Source organism: Streptomyces sp. NPDC016845 (genome assembly GCF_044332585.1).
In the GTDB taxonomy this organism is placed as follows: domain Bacteria; phylum Actinomycetota; class Actinomycetes; order Streptomycetales; family Streptomycetaceae; genus Streptomyces.
Genome location: NZ_JBIRPI010000001.1, coordinates 247052 through 262933, shown reverse-complemented (window position 1 = coordinate 262933; position 15882 = coordinate 247052). Strand labels below are relative to the sequence as shown.

General features: G+C 71.6%; 12 protein-coding genes and 1 pseudogene. 1 reads left to right on the top strand and 12 read right to left on the bottom strand.

Translation table 11 applies throughout. The annotated features are described in order from the left end of the window. Positions 1-5 precede the first annotated feature (5 nt). Together ACH4RC_RS01115 and ACH4RC_RS01110 are read right to left on the bottom strand one after the other, a co-directional pair. Positions 6-2294: a bifunctional salicylyl-CoA 5-hydroxylase/oxidoreductase gene (locus tag ACH4RC_RS01115; RefSeq protein WP_398193479.1), complete on the bottom strand. Its 2289-nt coding sequence runs from the start codon at positions 2292-2294 to the stop codon at positions 6-8. A gap of 7 nt (positions 2295-2301) precedes the next feature. Beyond that, on the bottom strand, positions 2302-3132 hold the full coding sequence (locus ACH4RC_RS01110) for an enoyl-CoA hydratase family protein (RefSeq protein WP_398193476.1): 831 nt from the start codon (positions 3130-3132) through the stop codon (positions 2302-2304). Positions 3133-3373: 241 nt separating this feature from the next. Here ACH4RC_RS01110 and ACH4RC_RS01105 point away from each other — a divergent pair, with 241 nt between their 5' ends. Next, the gene (locus ACH4RC_RS01105; RefSeq protein ID WP_398193473.1) at positions 3374-3841 is read left to right on the top strand and encodes an ATP-binding protein; all 468 of its coding nucleotides are present in this window, start codon (positions 3374-3376) and stop codon (positions 3839-3841) included. Here ACH4RC_RS01105 and ACH4RC_RS01100 read toward each other — a convergent pair. The 10 genes and pseudogenes from ACH4RC_RS01100 to ACH4RC_RS01055 form a co-directional block, all read right to left on the bottom strand. Beyond that, entirely contained in the window at positions 3795-5261 is a 1467-nt protein-coding gene (locus ACH4RC_RS01100) for an amino acid permease (RefSeq protein WP_398193471.1), read from the bottom strand. The genes ACH4RC_RS01105 and ACH4RC_RS01100 overlap by 47 nt on opposite strands. Before the next feature lie 120 nt (positions 5262-5381). Then, the gene (gene argF / locus ACH4RC_RS01095) at positions 5382-6398 is read right to left on the bottom strand and encodes an ornithine carbamoyltransferase (protein WP_398193468.1); all 1017 of its coding nucleotides are present in this window, start codon (positions 6396-6398) and stop codon (positions 5382-5384) included. 71 nt (positions 6399-6469) lie between these two features. Next, positions 6470-7699, bottom strand: coding sequence for an arginine deiminase (locus tag ACH4RC_RS01090; RefSeq protein ID WP_398193466.1), 1230 nt, complete (start codon positions 7697-7699; stop codon positions 6470-6472). 142 nt (positions 7700-7841) lie between these two features. Further along, positions 7842-10454 (bottom strand): polynucleotide kinase-phosphatase, encoded by a 2613-nt coding sequence (locus tag ACH4RC_RS01085; RefSeq protein ID WP_398193463.1) that lies wholly within the window; start codon positions 10452-10454, stop codon positions 7842-7844. Continuing rightward, the gene (locus tag ACH4RC_RS01080) at positions 10451-11926 is read right to left on the bottom strand and encodes a 3' terminal RNA ribose 2'-O-methyltransferase Hen1 (RefSeq protein ID WP_398193461.1); all 1476 of its coding nucleotides are present in this window, start codon (positions 11924-11926) and stop codon (positions 10451-10453) included. The genes ACH4RC_RS01085 and ACH4RC_RS01080 overlap by 4 nt, the downstream gene beginning before the upstream one ends. An 84-nt stretch (positions 11927-12010) precedes the next feature. Beyond that, entirely contained in the window at positions 12011-12931 is a 921-nt protein-coding gene (locus ACH4RC_RS01075; protein WP_398193459.1) for an LLM class F420-dependent oxidoreductase, read from the bottom strand. A gap of 106 nt (positions 12932-13037) precedes the next feature. Next, on the bottom strand, positions 13038-13529 hold the full coding sequence (locus tag ACH4RC_RS01070) for a DUF6099 family protein (RefSeq protein WP_398193457.1): 492 nt from the start codon (positions 13527-13529) through the stop codon (positions 13038-13040). A 257-nt stretch (positions 13530-13786) separates the two neighbouring features. Beyond that, positions 13787-14110, bottom strand: a pseudogene (locus ACH4RC_RS01065) (nucleotide pyrophosphohydrolase); the annotation flags it as partial. Further along, positions 14107-15288, bottom strand: coding sequence for an AAA family ATPase (locus ACH4RC_RS01060; RefSeq protein WP_398193454.1), 1182 nt, complete (start codon positions 15286-15288; stop codon positions 14107-14109). The gene ACH4RC_RS01060 and the pseudogene ACH4RC_RS01065, both read right to left, overlap by 4 nt. Before the next feature lie 94 nt (positions 15289-15382). Beyond that, a complete protein-coding gene (locus ACH4RC_RS01055; RefSeq protein ID WP_398193452.1) occupies positions 15383-15769 on the bottom strand; it encodes a cell division protein SepF in 387 nt (128 codons plus the stop codon). Positions 15770-15882: the final 113 nt, after the last annotated feature.

Here is a 15882-nt window from a genome sequence, read left to right as displayed (position 1 = left end):
GACGCTCACCCCGGCAGGGAAAGCCGCGGCTTGGGCGCGTCCAGCCGCCCCGTCTGCGGCCGCCGACTCCCCGCACGGTAGGGCTCGGGCCACACCGCCCCCACCCCCGAATACCCCTGCTCAGCCGCCGCGTGCAACGCCCAGTGCGGGTCGTACAGATGCGGCCGCGCCAACGCGCACAGATCCGTCCGCCCCGCCAGAACCAGCGAGTTCACGTCGTCCCAGGACGAGATCGCCCCCACGGAGATCACCGGTATCCCGGTCTCGCCGCGGATGCGGTCCGCGTAGGGCACCTGGTAGGACCGGCCGAACTCGGGGCGCTCCTCGGCGACGACCTGCCCCGTGGACACGTCGATCGCATCGGCCCCGTGCGCGGCGAACGCCCGGGCCATGGCCACCGCGTCCTTCGGCCCCGTACCCCCGTCCGCCCAGTCCGTCGCCGAGATCCGCACCGTCATCGGACGGTCCTCCGGCCACACTTCCCGGACGGCGTCGAACACCTCCAGCGGATAGCGCAGCCGCCCCTCCAGCGAGCCCCCGTACTCATCGGTGCGTCGATTCGTCAGCGGTGACAGGAACCCGGACAGCAGATATCCGTGCGCGCAGTGCAGTTCCAACAGGTCGAAGCCCGCCTCTGCCGCCCGGCGCGCAGACGCCACGAACTGCCCTCGTACCAGCACCAGTTCATCGCGCGACAGCGCTCGCGGCACCTGGCTGCCCTCCCGGTACGGGATCGCCGACGCCGCCCCCACCGGCCAGTTCTCCTCCGCCGCCGGCAACGGCTCGTCCATCCCCTCCCACATCAGCCGGGTGGAGCCTTTGCGCCCCGAGTGCCCGAGCTGGACGCCGATCGCCGTGCCAGGCGCCCGCTGGTGCACGAAGTCCGTGATGCGGCGCCACGCCGCGCCCTGTCCGGGCGTGTAGAGACCGGCGCAGCCCGGCGTGATGCGGCCCTCGGGGCTGACGCAGACCATCTCCGTCATGACGAGGCCCGCCCCGCCGAGCGCCCGCGCCCCGAGGTGGACGAGGTGGAAGTCGCCGGGGACGCCGTCGACCGCCGAGTACATGTCCATCGGGGAGACGACGACCCGGTTGCGCAGCCGCAGCCCGCGCAGTGCGAACGGCGTGAACATCGGCGGCGTGCCCGGCGGGCAGCCGAACTCCTCCTCCACCGACGCTGTGAACGCCGCGTCCCGCAGCCGCAGATTGTCGTGCGTGACCCGGCGGCTGCGTGTGAGCAGGTTGAACGCGAACTGCTTCGGCGGCCGGCCGAGATGGCGCGCGAGGTCCTCGAACCACTCGAGGCTGGCCCGCGCGGCCCGCTGCGTGGAGGCGACGACGGGCCTGCGCTCGGCCTCGTACGCCGTCAGCGCCGACTCGATCGTGGGCTGTTCGTGGAGTGACGCGGCGAGCGCCAGCGCGTCCTCGACGGCGAGCTTCGTGCCGGAGCCGATGGAGAAGTGCGCGGTGTGCGCCGCGTCGCCGACGAGGACGCAGTTGCCGCACGACCAGCGCTCATTGGTGACCGTACGGAACTTCAGCCACGACGAGTTGTTGGAGCGCGGGGTGCGGCCGTCCAGCGCGTCCGTGAACACCTTCGCCGCTCGCTCGATCGACTCGCGCACGTCGAGATCCGCGTATCCGGCCGCCCGCCACACCTCCTCCCGCATCTCGACGATGACGGTGGACGCGTCGCCGCTGTACGGGTAGCCGTGCAGTTGCATCACCCCGTGCTCGGTCTCCGCGATCTCGAAGCGGAACGCGTCGAAGGCGAAGTCGGCGGCGAGCCAGATGTACCGGTTGCGGTGCTCCTCGACGCGCGGGCCGAACACGTCGGCGTACGTCTCACGGGTCCGGCTGCGCACTCCGTCGGCAGCGACGACCAGGTCGTACGCGTCGCACAGCTCGGCGACGGGCGGCGCCCCGGCGCGGAAGCGCAGCGTGACGCCGAGGCCGCGGCAGCGCTCCTCCAGGATCTGGAGGAGGCGGCGGCGGCCGAGCGCCGCGAATCCGTGGCCGCCGGAGGTGTGGCGCACGCCCCGGTGCACGACGTCGATGTCGTCCCAGCGCACGAATTCGTCCCGCAGGGACGCGTAGACCACCGGGTCGGCGTGTTCGATGCCGCCGAGGGTCTCGTCGGAGAGGACCACACCGAAGCCGAACGTGTCGTGCGGGGCGTTGCGCTCCCAGACCGTGATCTCGCGGTCCGGGTCGAGGCGTTTGAGGAGCGCGGCCGCGTACAGGCCGCCGGGACCGCCGCCGATGACGGCGATGCGCTGCGCTCGCGGGGTCATGCCCGGGTCACCTCCCCTGCCACTTGGGGGGCCGCTTCTCGGAGAAGGCGGCGTGGAACTCGGCGTAGTCCTCGCCGTGCATGAGCAGCGCCTGGGTCGCCGCGTCCATCTCGACGGCCGAGGCGAGGGGCATGTCGAGTTCGGCGGTGAGCAGCGCCTTGGTCTGGGCGTACGCGAGCGCGGGGCCTTCGGCGAGGCGCCGGGCGAGGGCGAGCGCCGCCTCGTCGGCCTCGCCGTCCTCCGTCAACTGGCTGATGAGGCCGATGCGTTCGGCCTCCGGGGCGCGGACCGTGTCGCCGAGCATGAGGAGCCGGGTGGCGTGGCCGAGGCCGACGACGCGCGGCAGCAGATAGGCGGCGCCCATGTCCCCGCCGGAGAGCCCGACCTTGGTGAAGAGGAACGCGAAGCGCGCGCCGGGGTCCGCGACGCGGAAGTCGGCAGCGAGGGCTAGGACGGCGCCCGCGCCCGCCGCGACCCCGTGCACGGCCGCGACCACGGGGAACGGCGCCTCTCTGATCGCCCGCACCACCTGGCCCGTCATCCGGTTGAAGTCGAGCAGCCGGGCGGTGTCCATGGCGAGGGTGGCGCCGATGATCTCGTCGACGTCGCCGCCGGAGCAGAAGCCGCGCCCCCGCCCGGCGAGGACGAGGACGCGCACCGCCTTCTCGCGGGACAGCTCGGCGAGGAGATCGCGCAGGTCGGCGTAGGCGCCGAAGGTGAGGGCGTTGAGCTTCTCGGGCCGGGCGAGCGTGACCGTCGCGACCCCGGCCGCGTCCACGGCGTAGGAGAGGTGGTGCCAGGTCTCGGTGCGCGCGGTGGAGCCGGTGAAGGGACTCATACCTCTCGAAGCTATCACCGCTTCGTGACTGTCGTCATTACTGCGCGATAACATGCTGGCGAGCCGAATGCCCAGATAAGCCGCACGTCAGTGCATAAGGCCCGATGTCCCGAGGAACACCACCGGGAGCCTCTATCGACGCACGCCGTACCATTCATAAAGTTGAAGTCAGGACGGCACTCCAAAGACGTGGGACGTCCTGGTCGTCGCCCGTCCCCGAGCCACCCACTCAGGACTCGCCTTGCCCTCTTCATCCGGCTCCCCCACCGGCCCTCCCACCCCCACCTCATGGCGCCTCGCGCTGCCGCACACGGCCGCCGCCGTGCCGGTCGCGCGCGCCCTGGTCCGTACCGCGCTCGCCGAGATCGACGCACCGGCGGCCGACACGGACACCGCCGAGCTGCTCACGGCGGAGCTGGTGGCGAACGCGGTGGAGCACACGACCGGGGAGACCCCGATCGAGCTGGTGGTGGAGCTGCTCGAGACCTGCTGCCAGGTCGAGGTGCACGACCCGGACCCGTCGCCGCCCGCGGACCTCACCAACCCGGACGACGCCGAGATGCCCGACCCGTGGCAGGAGCACGGCCGCGGTCTGCTGCTGATCCGCACGCTCAGCGCGTCGTGCGGGCACCGCCCCACCGCGTCCGGCAAGGCGGTCTGGTTCACGCTCCCCGCGATCCCGCGCCAGCGCCGGGCGTCGGAGAGGTAGCCGGTCCGGTGGCGCCGAGCCGCGAGTGCCGGCGGCCGTAGAACGCGTAGACCAGCGCTCCGACCACGAGGAACACCGCGAACTGGACCCATGTCGTCCAGCCGGTGCCCCAGATCAGATACAGGCACATCGCCACGCCGAGGACCGGGCTCAGCGGGTACAGCGGCACCCGGAACGAGCGCGTCAGGGCAGGGTGCGAGCGGCGCAGGGCGACCACGGCGACGTTGACGACGGCCATGGTGGCGAGGGTGCCGATGGTGGTCAGGTCGACCACGGCGTCCAGCGACGAGAAGGCCGCCGGGACGGCGAAGACGAGCGCGACGATCCACGTGTTGGCGACCGGCGTCGCCGTCTTCGGCGAGACCCGCTCGAAGATCCGCGGAATCAGCCCGTCCCGCGACATCGAGAGCAGGATGCGCGTCTGCCCGTACATCACCGCGAGGACGACCGACGCGATGGCGACGACCGCGCCGAACGCGATGATGCCGCCGCCGACGGTGGAGTCCGTGACCTGGTTGACGACGAGCGACAGCGCGGCGGGCTTGTCGCCGACGGCGTCCGCGCCGAGCGCCCCGATGGCCGCCACGGCGACGGCGCAGTACAGCAGCGTGACGACACCGATGCAGATCAGAATGGCGATCGGAATGTTCCGCCGCGGGTTCTTGACCTCCTCACCGGCCGTGGTGATCGCGTCGAAGCCGATGTACGAGAAGAAGGCGAGGGAGGCGCCCGAGGTGACGCCGCCGATCCCGGCCGACATGAACGGCGTCAGATGGCCCGCCTTGAACGCGCTGAAGCCGATCACGCAGAACGCGACCAGGATGCCGATCTTGAGAACCGCCATCGCGGCGGTGGCCCGCGCGCTCTCGCGCACGCCGCGCACCAGGAGGGTCGCGGCCATCAGGATGACGAGCACGGCGGGCAGATTGATCACGCCGCCGTCGCCGGGCCCGGCGGACAGGGCGTCCGGCAGGCGCCAGCCGATGAGGCTGTGCAGCAGCTCGTTCAGGTACTGGCTCCAGCCGACGGCGACGGCCGAGACCGAGACCCCGTACTCCAGGAGCAGACACCAGCCGGTGAGGAACGCGACGCGTTCGCCGAGACTCGCGTAGGCGAACGAGTACGAGGACCCGGAGACCGGGATCGCGCTGCCCAGCTCCGCGAAGGAGAACGCCGTGAAGATGCAGGTGATCGCGGCGAGCACGAACGAGACGAGGACGGCGGGCCCGGCCTCGGCGACCGTGTCGGACAGGCCGACGAAGATCCCGGTGCCGACGATCGCGCCGACCCCGAAGCACACGAGCTGGAAGAGCCCCATGGTGCGCTTGAGGCCGTGTCCCTCCAGATCGGCGCCGGACTCGGCGAGGAGGGACTCGGGGGACTTGATGCGCAGGCCGGTGGGGGGCGGCGACGGCGACATGGGGTGGTGCTCTTTTCTTGTCGTGCGGGTGCGGCGGGGTGGGCCGCGGGGCCGGTGGGGTCGGGAGGGTGTTCCGCCCCACCAGTGTGGTGGTTCGTGTGCGGTCTGCGGTGGTTCGGGTTACTTCTTGCCGAGCGTGGCGACCATGACGGCCTTGATCGTGTGCATCCGGTTCTCGGCCTCGTCGAAGACGACGGAGTGCGCCGACTCGAAGACCTCGTCGGTGACCTCCAGGGACTCCAGACCGTACTTGGCGTGGATCTCGCGGCCGACCTTGGTGCCGAGGTCGTGGAAGGCGGGCAGGCAGTGCATGAACTTCACGTCCGCGTTGCCCGTCGCGCGCAGGACGTCCATGGTCACCGCGTACGGCGTGAGCGACGTGATGCGCTCGTCCCACACCTCCTCCGGCTCCCCCATCGACACCCAGACGTCGGTGACGACGAAGTCGGCGCCCGCGACGCCCTCCTCGACCGACTCGGTCAGGGTGATACGGGCGCCGCTGCGGGCGGCCAGCTCCCGCGCCCGGGCCACGACCGGTTCGGCGGGCCAGTACGACTCGGGCGCGACGATCCGCACGTCCATGCCGAGCAGGGCACCGGTGACGAGGTAGGAGTTGCCCATGTTGAAGCGGGCGTCGCCGAGGTAGGCGAAGACGATGCCGGTGAGCGGCTTGTCGCTGTGCTCGGTCATGGTGAGCACGTCGGCGAGCATCTGGGTCGGGTGCCAGTCGTCGGTCAGCCCGTTGTAGACGGGGACGCCGGAGTGCGCGGCGAGCGCCTCCACGGTGCCCTGCGCGTCACCGCGGAACTCGATGGCGTCGAACATCCGGCCGAGCACCCGCGCCGTGTCCTTGCTCGACTCCTTCTTGCCTATGTGCGAGCCGGAGGGGTCGAGGTACGTCGTGGCGGCGCCCTGGTCGGCGGCGGCCACCTCGAAGGCGCAGCGGGTGCGCGTCGAGGACTTCTCGAAGATCAGCGCGATGTTCTTCCCGCGTAGATGCTGCTGCTCGGCGCCGGCCTTCTTCGCCGCCTTCAGCTCGGCGGCGAGCCCGACCAGACCGCGGAACTCCTCGGCGGTGAAGTCCACCTCCTTGAGGAAGTGGCGGCCGGTGAGGTCGGGACGCTGGTCAGTCGCCATGGGGGCGCTCCTGGGGTACGACGGGTGGTTCGACAGGGGACGATTGGAAGTATATACGAGCCCCCGCAATTCTATACGGTGACGGCGTCGCGCTGGACGGGGCAGCTCATGCAGCGCGGGCCGCCGCGGCCCCGGCCCAGTTCGCTGCCGGGGATCTCGATGACCTCGATGCCCTGCTTGCGCAGGTACGTGTTGGTGGTCGCGTTCCGCTCGTAGGCGACGACGACGCCCGGCTCGACGGCCAGCACGTTGCAGCCGTCGTCCCACTGCTCGCGCTCGGCGGCGTGCACGTCCTGGCTGGCGCTCAGGACACGGATCGAGCTGAGGCCGAGCGCGGCGGCGACGGCGCGGTGCATGTGCTCCGGCGGATGGTCGGTGACCTTCAGCTCGCGGGCGGAGCTGCCGGGCTCGATGGTGTACGAGCGCAGCATGCCGAGCCCCGCGTACTGCGTGAACGTATCGCCGTCGACCATGGTCATCACCGTGTCCAGGTGCATCAGCGCGCGCCGCTTCGGCAGGTCGAGGGCGACGATGGTGCGCGCGGAGCCCGCCGCGAACAGCTTGTGGGCGAGCATCTCGACGGCCTGCGGTGTCGTCCGCTCGCTCATCCCGATGAGCACGGCGCCCTGCCCGATGACGAGGACGTCACCGCCCTCGATGGTCGACGGATAGTCGGCCTGCCCCTCCGACCACACGTGGAAGCTCTCGTCGCGGAAGAGCGGATGGTGCCGGTAGATCGCCTCGAAGTGCACGGTCTCGCGCTGCCGGGCCGGCCACCGCATGGCGTTGATGGACACGCCGTCGTAGATCCAGGCGGAGGTGTCGCGGGTGAAGAGGTGGTTGGGCAGCGGCCCGAGCAGGAAGTCGTCGGGCTCCATGACATGGAACCGGACAGAGGTCGGCTCGGCGTGCCGCTCCAGGAACTCCCGCTTGGTCATCCCTCCGATGAGCGCCTCGGCCAGCTCGGGCGCGCTCAGCGTCTCGAAGGCGTCCCGGAGCGGGCCGGTGGCGAGCGGCCCGTACTCCTTCTCGTCGAAGACCCGGTCCAGGACGAGGCGGCGGGCGGCGTCGGACTCCAGCGTCTCGGTCAGCAGATCGCCGAAGAGGTGCACGGTGACGCCCCGGTCCCGCAGCACATCGGCGAACCCGTCGTGCTCCTGCCGCGCCCGCCGCACCCAGAGCACGTCGTCGAAGAGGAGCTGGTCCTTGTTGCTCGGCGTGAGCCGCTTCAGCTCCAGATCGGGCCGGTGCAATATGACGCGGCGCAACCGCCCGGCCTCGGAGTCGACGTGAAATCCCATGCGCACATCTTTGCCCCATCAGGGCCGCGGGGAACGGCATTCCCCCCGCCAGGGCCACGGAAAACGGCCCGCCCAGCCACGACGCAGCCGCACCCGCCGAACAACCTCACCCCGCGACGACGAGCCGGGCGCCGAGCCCCTGTCACAGCCGGGGGTCGACCGGCTCGGACTCGAGCGCCAACACCCCGAACACAGCCTCATGCACCCGCCACAACGGCTCCCCCTCCCCCAGCCGCTCAAGCGCCTCGAGCCCCAGCCCGTACTCCCGCACGGCAAGTGACCGCTTGTGCCCGAGGAACCGCTGCCGCAACACCGCCAGATTCTCCGGCCGCGTGTACTCGGGCCCGTAAATGATCCGCAGATACTCCCGCCCCCGGCACTTCACGCCGGGCTGCACGAGCCGCCCCTTCCCGTCCCTGACCAGCGCCCCGACCGGCTTGACGACCATGCCCTCGCCGCCGCGCCCAGTCATCTCCAGCCACCAGTCGACCCCGGCCCGCACGGATTCCGGGTCCCCCGTGTCGACGTACAGCCGCCGCGTGGTCCGCAGCAGCCCGCTCCCGTCGTGCTCGACCATCCGGTCGATGAGGGCGAGCTGCTGGTCGTGCGGGACCGCGGCCATCGACCGCCCCTGCGCCGCGAGGACCTGGAACGGCGCGAGCCGCACCCCGTCGAGCCCGTCGGTGCTCCAGCAGTAACGCCGGTACGCGTCGGTGAACGCGGCGGCGTCCGCGGCCCGCCCCCGCTGACGCGTGAGCAGTCCGGCGACGTCGACCCCGCGCGCGGCGGCCGTCTCCAGCGCGCCGAGCGCCGGCGGGAACACGGCACCGGAGGCGGCGCCGACCGCCGCGTACTGCGAGCGCAGCAGCCCGGACGCCTTGAGCGACCAGGGCATCAGCTCGGCGTCGAGCAGCAGCCAGTCCGTGCCGAGCTCGTCCCAGAGCCCGGCCGCGCCGACCGCGTCCCGGACCCGCCCGAGCACCTCCTCCGTCGTCTCGCGGCTGTCGAAGAACGGCCGCCCGGTACGGGTGTACAGCGACCCGGTGACGGCCGCGCCCTCCGCGTCCTCCACCCCGAACCGGGCCCGCGCGGCCTCCGCGTCCTTGCAGACGAGCACGACCGCCCGCGACCCCATGTGCTTCTCCTCGCACACGACCCGCCCCACCCCGTCGGCGGCGTACTGCGCGAACGCCTCGGCCGGGTGCTCCAGATATCCGGGCACCTCGGACGTCGCGGTCGGCGCCATGGTCGGCGGCAGGTACGGCACGAGACGCGGGTCGACCGCGAACCGGCTCATGACCTCGAGCGCCGCCGCCGCGTTCTCCTCCCGTACGGTGACCCGGCCGGTGTGCCGGGTCTCGACGGTGCGGCGCCCGTGCACGTCGGCCAGGTCGAGCGGCCGGCCCTCGTGCCCGCCGGGCGCCTCGGTGGCGAGCGGCCGGGCCGGCTCGTACCAGACGCGCTCGGCCGGCACCTCGACGAGCTCCCGCTCGGGCCAGCGCAGCGCGGTCAGCTTGCCGCCGAAGACGGCACCCGTGTCGAGACAGATGGTGTTGTTGAGCCAGGTGGCGGTCGGCACGGGCGTGTGCCCGTAGACCACGGCCGCCTTGCCCCGGTAGTCCTCGGCCCACGGGTAGCGCACGGGCAGCCCGAACTCGTCGGTCTCCCCGGTCGTGTCCCCGTAGAGCGCGTGCGACCGCACCCGGCCGGAGGTCCGCCCGTGGTACTTCTCGGGCAGCCCGGCGTGGCACACGACGAGCTTTCCGCCGTCGAGGACGTAGTGGGAGACGAGTCCGCGGACGAACTCGCGCACCTCGGCGCGGAACTCCTCGCTCTCCGCCTCCAGCTGCTCGACGGTCTCGGCGAGCCCGTGCGTGTGCTGCACGGTCCGGCCCGCGAGCCAGCGCCCGAGCTTGTTCTCGTGGTTGCCGGGCACGCACAGCGCGGTCCCCGCCTTCACCATGCCCATGACGCGGCGCAGCACCCCCGGCGTGTCGGGCCCGCGGTCGACGAGGTCGCCGACGAACACGGCGGTACGCCCCTCGGGGTGCGCCCCGTCCACGTAACCCAACGTGCCGAGCAGCGACTCCAGTTCGCTCGCGCAGCCGTGGATGTCACCGACGATGTCGAACGGCCCGGTGAGATGCCGCAGGTCGTTGAAGCGCTTCTCGCGCACGACACGCGCACTCTCCACCTCGGCGACCCCGCGCAGCACATGCACCTTGCGGAACCCCTCGCGCTCCAAGTGGCGCAAGGAGCGCCGGAGTTCGCGGGTGTGCCGGGAGATGACGTGGCGGGGCATGTCGGCGCGGTCGGTGCGTGCCGCGTTCCGCGCGGCGCACACGTCCTCCGGTATGTCGAGGACGATGGCGATGGGCAGCACGTCGTACGTGCGCGCCAGCTCGACGAGCTGGCGGCGGCCGTCCTGCTGGACGTTGGTCGCGTCGACGACGGTGAGCCGTCCGGCGGCGAGCCGCTTGCCCGCGATGTAGTGCAGCACGTCGAACGCGTCCCGGCTCGCGCCTTGGTCGTTCTCGTCGTCGGCGACCAGGCCGCGGCAGAAGTCGCTGGAGATGACCTCGGTCGGCGCGAAGTGCGTGTGCGCGAACGTGGACTTGCCCGAGCCGGACGCGCCGACCAGCACGACGAGGGAGAGATCGGTGACAGCGAGCGCCCGCGTACCGCTCGCTCCGGTACTGGTGTGGTTGCTGTCGCTGTTGCTGACACTGGTACTGCTGCTACTGCCGGCGCTCACGCTGCTGCCTCCTTCGTCGTCGCACTGCGGTCATCGGTCAGGCTGAACACGGCCATCTGCGTGGGCGGCCCCACCTCGGGGTCGTCGGGCCCCACCGGCACGTACCGCACCCGGTATCCGTGCCGCCCGGCCACTCGCTCGGCCCAGTCCCGGAACTCCTCGCGCGTCCACTCGAACCGGTGGTCGCCGTGGCGGACGTGCCCGGCGGGCAGCGTCTCCCAGCGCACGTTGTACTCGACGTTCGGCGTGGTCACGAGCACGGTACGGGGCCGTGCCGAGCCGAACACCGCGTACTCGAGCGCGGGCAGCCGGGGCAGGTCGAGGTGCTCGACGACCTCGCTCAGGACCGCCGCGTCGTACCCCTTGAGCCGCTTGTCCGTGTACGCGAGCGACCCCTGGAAGAGCTGAACGCGCGCGGCCTGCCGCTCCCCGAGCCGGTCCAGCTTGAGGCGCCGGGCGGCGATGGTGAGCGCCCGTACGGACACGTCGACGCCCACGATCTCGCTGAACCGCACGTCCTTGAGCAGCGCCTGCACCAACTGACCCTGCCCGCATCCGAGGTCGAGGACGCGCCCCGCCCCGGCCGCCTGCAGCTCGGCGAGGATCGCCTCACGCCGCCGCACCGCGAGCGGCAAGGGCCGCTCCTCGCTGTCGCCCTGCTCGTCGTCGACGGCATTGTCGATGGCCTCGACGACCGTGTCGTCGGCGTCCGCCAGCCGCACCAGTTCGAGCCGCTCCATGGCCTGCCGCGTCAGCGACCAGCGCCGCGACAGATACCTGCTGGTGATCAGCTTCTGCTCGGGGTGCTCCGCCAGCCACCCCTCGCCCGCCCGCAGCAACTTGTCGACCTCGTCCGCCGACACCCAGTAGTGCTTCGCGTCGTCGAGCACCGGCAACAGCACATACAGATGCCGCAACGCCTCCGCGAGCCGCACCTCCCCCACCAGCACGAGCCGCACGTACCGCGACGCCCCCCACTCCGGGAAGCCCGCGTCCAACGCCACCGACTCGGCCTCCACCACCCAGCCGAGCGGCTCGAACAGCTTCCGTACGAGATCGGGCCCGCCCCGCGCGGGCAGCGCGGGCACCTCCACCCGCAGCGGCAGAGCCTCCTGCGCACGCTCGGGCCGCGCCTTGCACACCCCGCGCAACGCGCTGGAGAACACGCTGCTCAGCGCCACCGCGAACAGCGACGACGCGGCGTACGGCCGGTCGTTCACATACTGCGCGAGCGCCGCGTCCGGAGCGCCGCCGCGGCCCTTTCCCTTACCGCGCCTGACCAGCGCCACCGGATCGACCTCGAGCAGCAGCGCGGCCGTGCACCGCTCCGCGCCCGCCTCGGGATAGAAGACGTGCGCGGTGCCGTAGGAGGTCGAGAACGCCTGCGCGCTCTCGGGATGCTTGTGCAGCAAGAACCCGAGGTCGGTCGCGGGGCGTTCCGGGGTGCCGGTGGTACTGATCGTCAAGAACACAGCTCGAGTCTGCCGCGCGAAGCACTCCGCGGGCCAGCGATTTTCCCTGGTGGGACGGGGTGCTTCCGGGTGAGGCGGGGTCCGCTACAGCTGTGACTGCACCTGTGCGGAGATCAGCTCCAAGTGGTCCAGGTCGTCCAGGTCCAGGACCTGGAGGTAGACACGCTCCGAGCCGATCGCCGCGTAGCGGCCCAGCTTGTCGACCACCTCGGCGGGCGAACCCGCGAGCCCGTTGGCCTTCAGCTCCTCGACGTCGCGGCCGATCTTCCCGGCCCTGCGCTTCACCTCCTCGTCGTCCTTTCCGACACACACCACCAGCGCGTTGGAGTACACCAGGTCGCCGCCGGCACGCCCGGCCTGCTCGGCGGCGGCCCGGACCCGGCCGAACTGCCGCTCACTGTCCTCGATCGACGCGAAGGGGATGTTGAACTCGTCCGCGTACTGTCCGGCCAGGCGGGGCGTGCGCCTCGCCCCGTGCCCGCCGATCAACACGGGCACCCTGGTCTGCGCGGGCTTGGGCAGGGCCGGGGAGTCGGTCAGCTGGTAGTAGGTGCCGTCGTAGGTGAAGGTGGAGCCGACCTCGGTGGCCCACAGCCCGGTGATGATCGCCAGCTGTTCCTCGAGGCGGGCGAACTTCTCCTTCGGAAACGGGATGCCGTACGCCTTGTGCTCCTCCTCGAACCAGCCGCTGCCGAGGCCGAGTTCGACGCGGCCGCCCGACATCTGGTCGACCTGCGCCACCTGGATCGCGAGCACGCCCGGCAGCCGGAACGTACCGGCGGTCATGAGCGTGCCGAGCCTGATCCGCTTGGTCTCCCGGGCGAGACCGGCCAGCGTGATCCAGGCGTCCGTCGGTCCCGGCAGCCCGTCGGACGTGCCCATCCGCAGGTAGTGGTCCGAGCGGAAGAAGGCGTCGAAGCCGAGATCCTCCGTCGCCTTGGCCACGGCCAGAAGAGTGTCGTAGGTGGCCCCTTGCTGGGGCTCGGTGAAGATTCGAAGATCCATACCTCCATCCTGCACGGTGGAGCGTGCCGTCGCGCGGATCGCGCGCGGACCCTCCGGGTGACCCGGCGCCGACCACCGTGCCAGGCCACCGCTTCAGGCCGCCGCTTCAGGCCGCCGAGTCCGAACCCGGCGCCGGGTCCGTCCTGCTCGGGCGGCTGTCCCAGTCAGGGAGCCGACGCAGTATCTCCAGCGCCCGGTCCCGGGACTCGTCCGCCGCGTCGATCGCCTCCATGCACTGCCAGTAGGCCCCTTCCTCGAACGACGCGCTCGCCACCGCGACGAGCGCGATACCGACATCGCCGAGCAGTGTGCCGAGGTCGCGCAACGCCTCGTACACATCGCCCAGTTCGGTCAGCTGCGCCGCGCGGATGCCGCCCGCGCCCACCACCGGGATCACCGAGCCACCGCTGCCTCGGGTGCCCGCCTCGGTCAGCGCCCGCGCGTCGCCCCGTAATTCCGGTGGTCCGAGCAGCGCGAGGCGACTGCCTATCGCCTGTGCCAACGCTTGTGCCTGCCATGCCTCCCTCATGATGTCCGGCGCGTCCTGGCTCGTCGCCAGGGCCCGTCGGCCGACCCCGATGAGCCGCACCGCATCCATCCGCTTCCCCGTCCCGTCCCGCTTCCCGCTCTCCCTGTTCCACTACCCAGAGTGAGGGCCTCCGAGTCGAAAAGCCAGAGGTCGCCCGAAATCTGTGGACACAGAGTCCGTTGTGGATATTTCTATGACTCCGGAGAGTGACGATCGACCGCAGTCGCACCAGGGATGTCGGCCTCAGCCGCGCCCGGAACGTCGGGCGTTGCCGCGCCAGGAACGTCGGCCGTTGCCGCACTCGGAACGTCGGCCGTTGCCGCACCCGGGACCGGGAACCGGCTCTCGTTACGGTCGATCTTCGCGGAGAGCGCCGCGAGCGGGTCGACGCCGAGGACTTCGCAGAATTGGAGGAGGTAGGCGAGGACGTCGGCGACCTCGTCCTCGACGCGGTGCGCCGACCCCGGGTCGTCCATGATCCGGGCCGACTGCTCGGGGGTCAGCCACTGGAAGATCTCGACCAGTTCGGACGCCTCCACGCTCAACGCCGCGACCAGGTTCTTCGGGGTGTGGAAGCGTTCCCAGTCGCGCGCGGCGGCGAAGCGGGCGAGCCTGGTCTGCAGCGCCCTCACATCGATCTTGTCTGTCACGCCTTCAGGTCTACCACCGTCGCGCCCTGCGCCCTGGCCTCCTGTGCCGCGGGGCTGTTCTCCCCCGTCGCCGCGACGAGGCGGATGTGGCCGCGGGCACACATCCGGGCGGCCAGCGCGATGAGTTGCGTGCACTGGACGGGGTCGAGGGCGCGATCGAGATTGTCCGCGAGGACGGTGAGGCTCTGGTAGGCCTCGGGCACCTCGGCCGCCGTGTCGACCGCGAGGACGCGGGGCCCGGTGAGCAGGACGAGGGCGAGCCCCAGGTAGCGCAGCTCGCCGTCCCCGAGGCGTTCGACCGGGCTGAGCGGTCCGTCGCCGCGGTCGATGACGGCGCGTACGGCGCCTTCGGGGGTGGGTTCGGCGAGGACGTCCACGACCGGTCCCGCGATCCCCTCGCGGGCGGCGGCGACGAGCAGGGAGTGCCGGGTGCCGCACTCGGTGCGCGTGCGGCGCAGCACGGTCGCGAGGTTGTCGCAGCCGCCGAGCAGCCGGTCGGCGCGGCTCCTGGCCGGGGCGCGCATCCGGGCGGGCACCGGGTCGCAGGCGAAGACCGAGCGCAGTCCGACCACTGCCTGTTCGGCCGCCGCCAGGACCTGGCGCTGGCCCTCGGTGCGGCCGGCGACGCGCAACGGAAGCAGGGCGGTGCCGAGGAAGTCGTCGGGGAGCGGGCCCCGGGTGACGGGCACCGATCCGGCGGTGTGCCAGGCGGCTTGTACCTCGCGGCGGCCCGGGTCGCGCAGCGCCGTCTCCAGGTAGCGGACGTCGGGGCCGGTCAGGCGCTCGCCCACGATGCGGAGTTCGGGTTCGGCCTGGACGGCGAGGTCGAGGTGGACGGGGCCCGCCGGTCCCTCGACGGTGCAGCCGATGCGGAAGCCCCGGCGTTGCTGGGCGTCGGGCTTGGCTCGTTCGGGGACGTAGCGCCTCGGCTCGGGGAAGACGTCGGCCAGGCAGGCTCCGCCGCCGAGTCTGGCGAGCGCTTCGAGGGCCCGCAGCGCGCTGGACTTTCCGCTGCCGCTGGGGCCGGTCAGCACGGTGAACGGGCCGAGGGGCAGGGTGGCGGCTCGGTGGCGGCCGAAGGCGGAGAGCCGCAGTTCGGTGACGCGGGGGCGGTTCGTGGACGAGTCCGGGGACGGGGCCTGAGGCGCTGGGGGCGTGCCCCGGTGGAGCACTGTCATGCGGTGAAAGTAGGGAACCCCGGGTCCGGAGAATCGTTCATCCTCCGGACCTTCCTACGATCGGGGGACTATGCCTTTCGGGCTTGCCGCCGGGTCAGGAGAGGGCGCCCGCTCCTGCCACCAGGCCCTGCACCTCGGTGCCGGGAGGCGCGAGGAGGAAGACGTTGCGGTCGACGCGGTGCATGCCGCAGCCCAGGCCCATGACGACGCCGCTGCTGAAGTCCAGGACCCGCTTGGCCACTTCGGTCTCGGCGCCGGAGAGGTCGAGCAGGACCGGGATGCCGGACATGACGGTCTCGGCGACCTCGCGCGCGTCGCCGAAGACGTTGACCCGCAGGACTACGAAGCGGCGGCGCGGTTCGGTCTCTGGTTCGGGGATCGCCCGGTGGCCGACCGCCGACGGCCACTCATTGCGGCTGCGCAGCGGTACGACCTGGGCGAGCCCTTCCCACTGTTCGTCGGTGACGTCGTGGCCGTTCACTGCCCCCACCCCGTCCGGGCTCGCACTGTTGTCTGCACCGGACAATTCTTACGCCATGTCACCCGTTCAGCCCAACACCGACACGGACCGGAGTCCCGCGTGTGCGGGGTCCG

Coding starts and splice junctions, on each gene's coding strand:
- ACH4RC_RS01115 (WP_398193479.1), bottom strand. CDS start 2,294: ATGACCCCGCGAGCGCAGCGCATCGCCGTCATCGGCGGCGGTCCCGGC.
- ACH4RC_RS01110 (WP_398193476.1), bottom strand. CDS start 3,132: ATGAGTCCCTTCACCGGCTCCACCGCGCGCACCGAGACCTGGCACCAC.
- ACH4RC_RS01100 (WP_398193471.1), bottom strand. CDS start 5,261: ATGTCGCCGTCGCCGCCCCCCACCGGCCTGCGCATCAAGTCCCCCGAG.
- argF (WP_398193468.1), bottom strand. CDS start 6,398: ATGGCGACTGACCAGCGTCCCGACCTCACCGGCCGCCACTTCCTCAAG.
- ACH4RC_RS01090 (WP_398193466.1), bottom strand. CDS start 7,699: ATGGGATTTCACGTCGACTCCGAGGCCGGGCGGTTGCGCCGCGTCATA.
- ACH4RC_RS01075 (WP_398193459.1), bottom strand. CDS start 12,931: ATGGATCTTCGAATCTTCACCGAGCCCCAGCAAGGGGCCACCTACGAC.
- ACH4RC_RS01070 (WP_398193457.1), bottom strand. CDS start 13,529: ATGGATGCGGTGCGGCTCATCGGGGTCGGCCGACGGGCCCTGGCGACG.
- ACH4RC_RS01060 (WP_398193454.1), bottom strand. CDS start 15,288: ATGACAGTGCTCCACCGGGGCACGCCCCCAGCGCCTCAGGCCCCGTCC.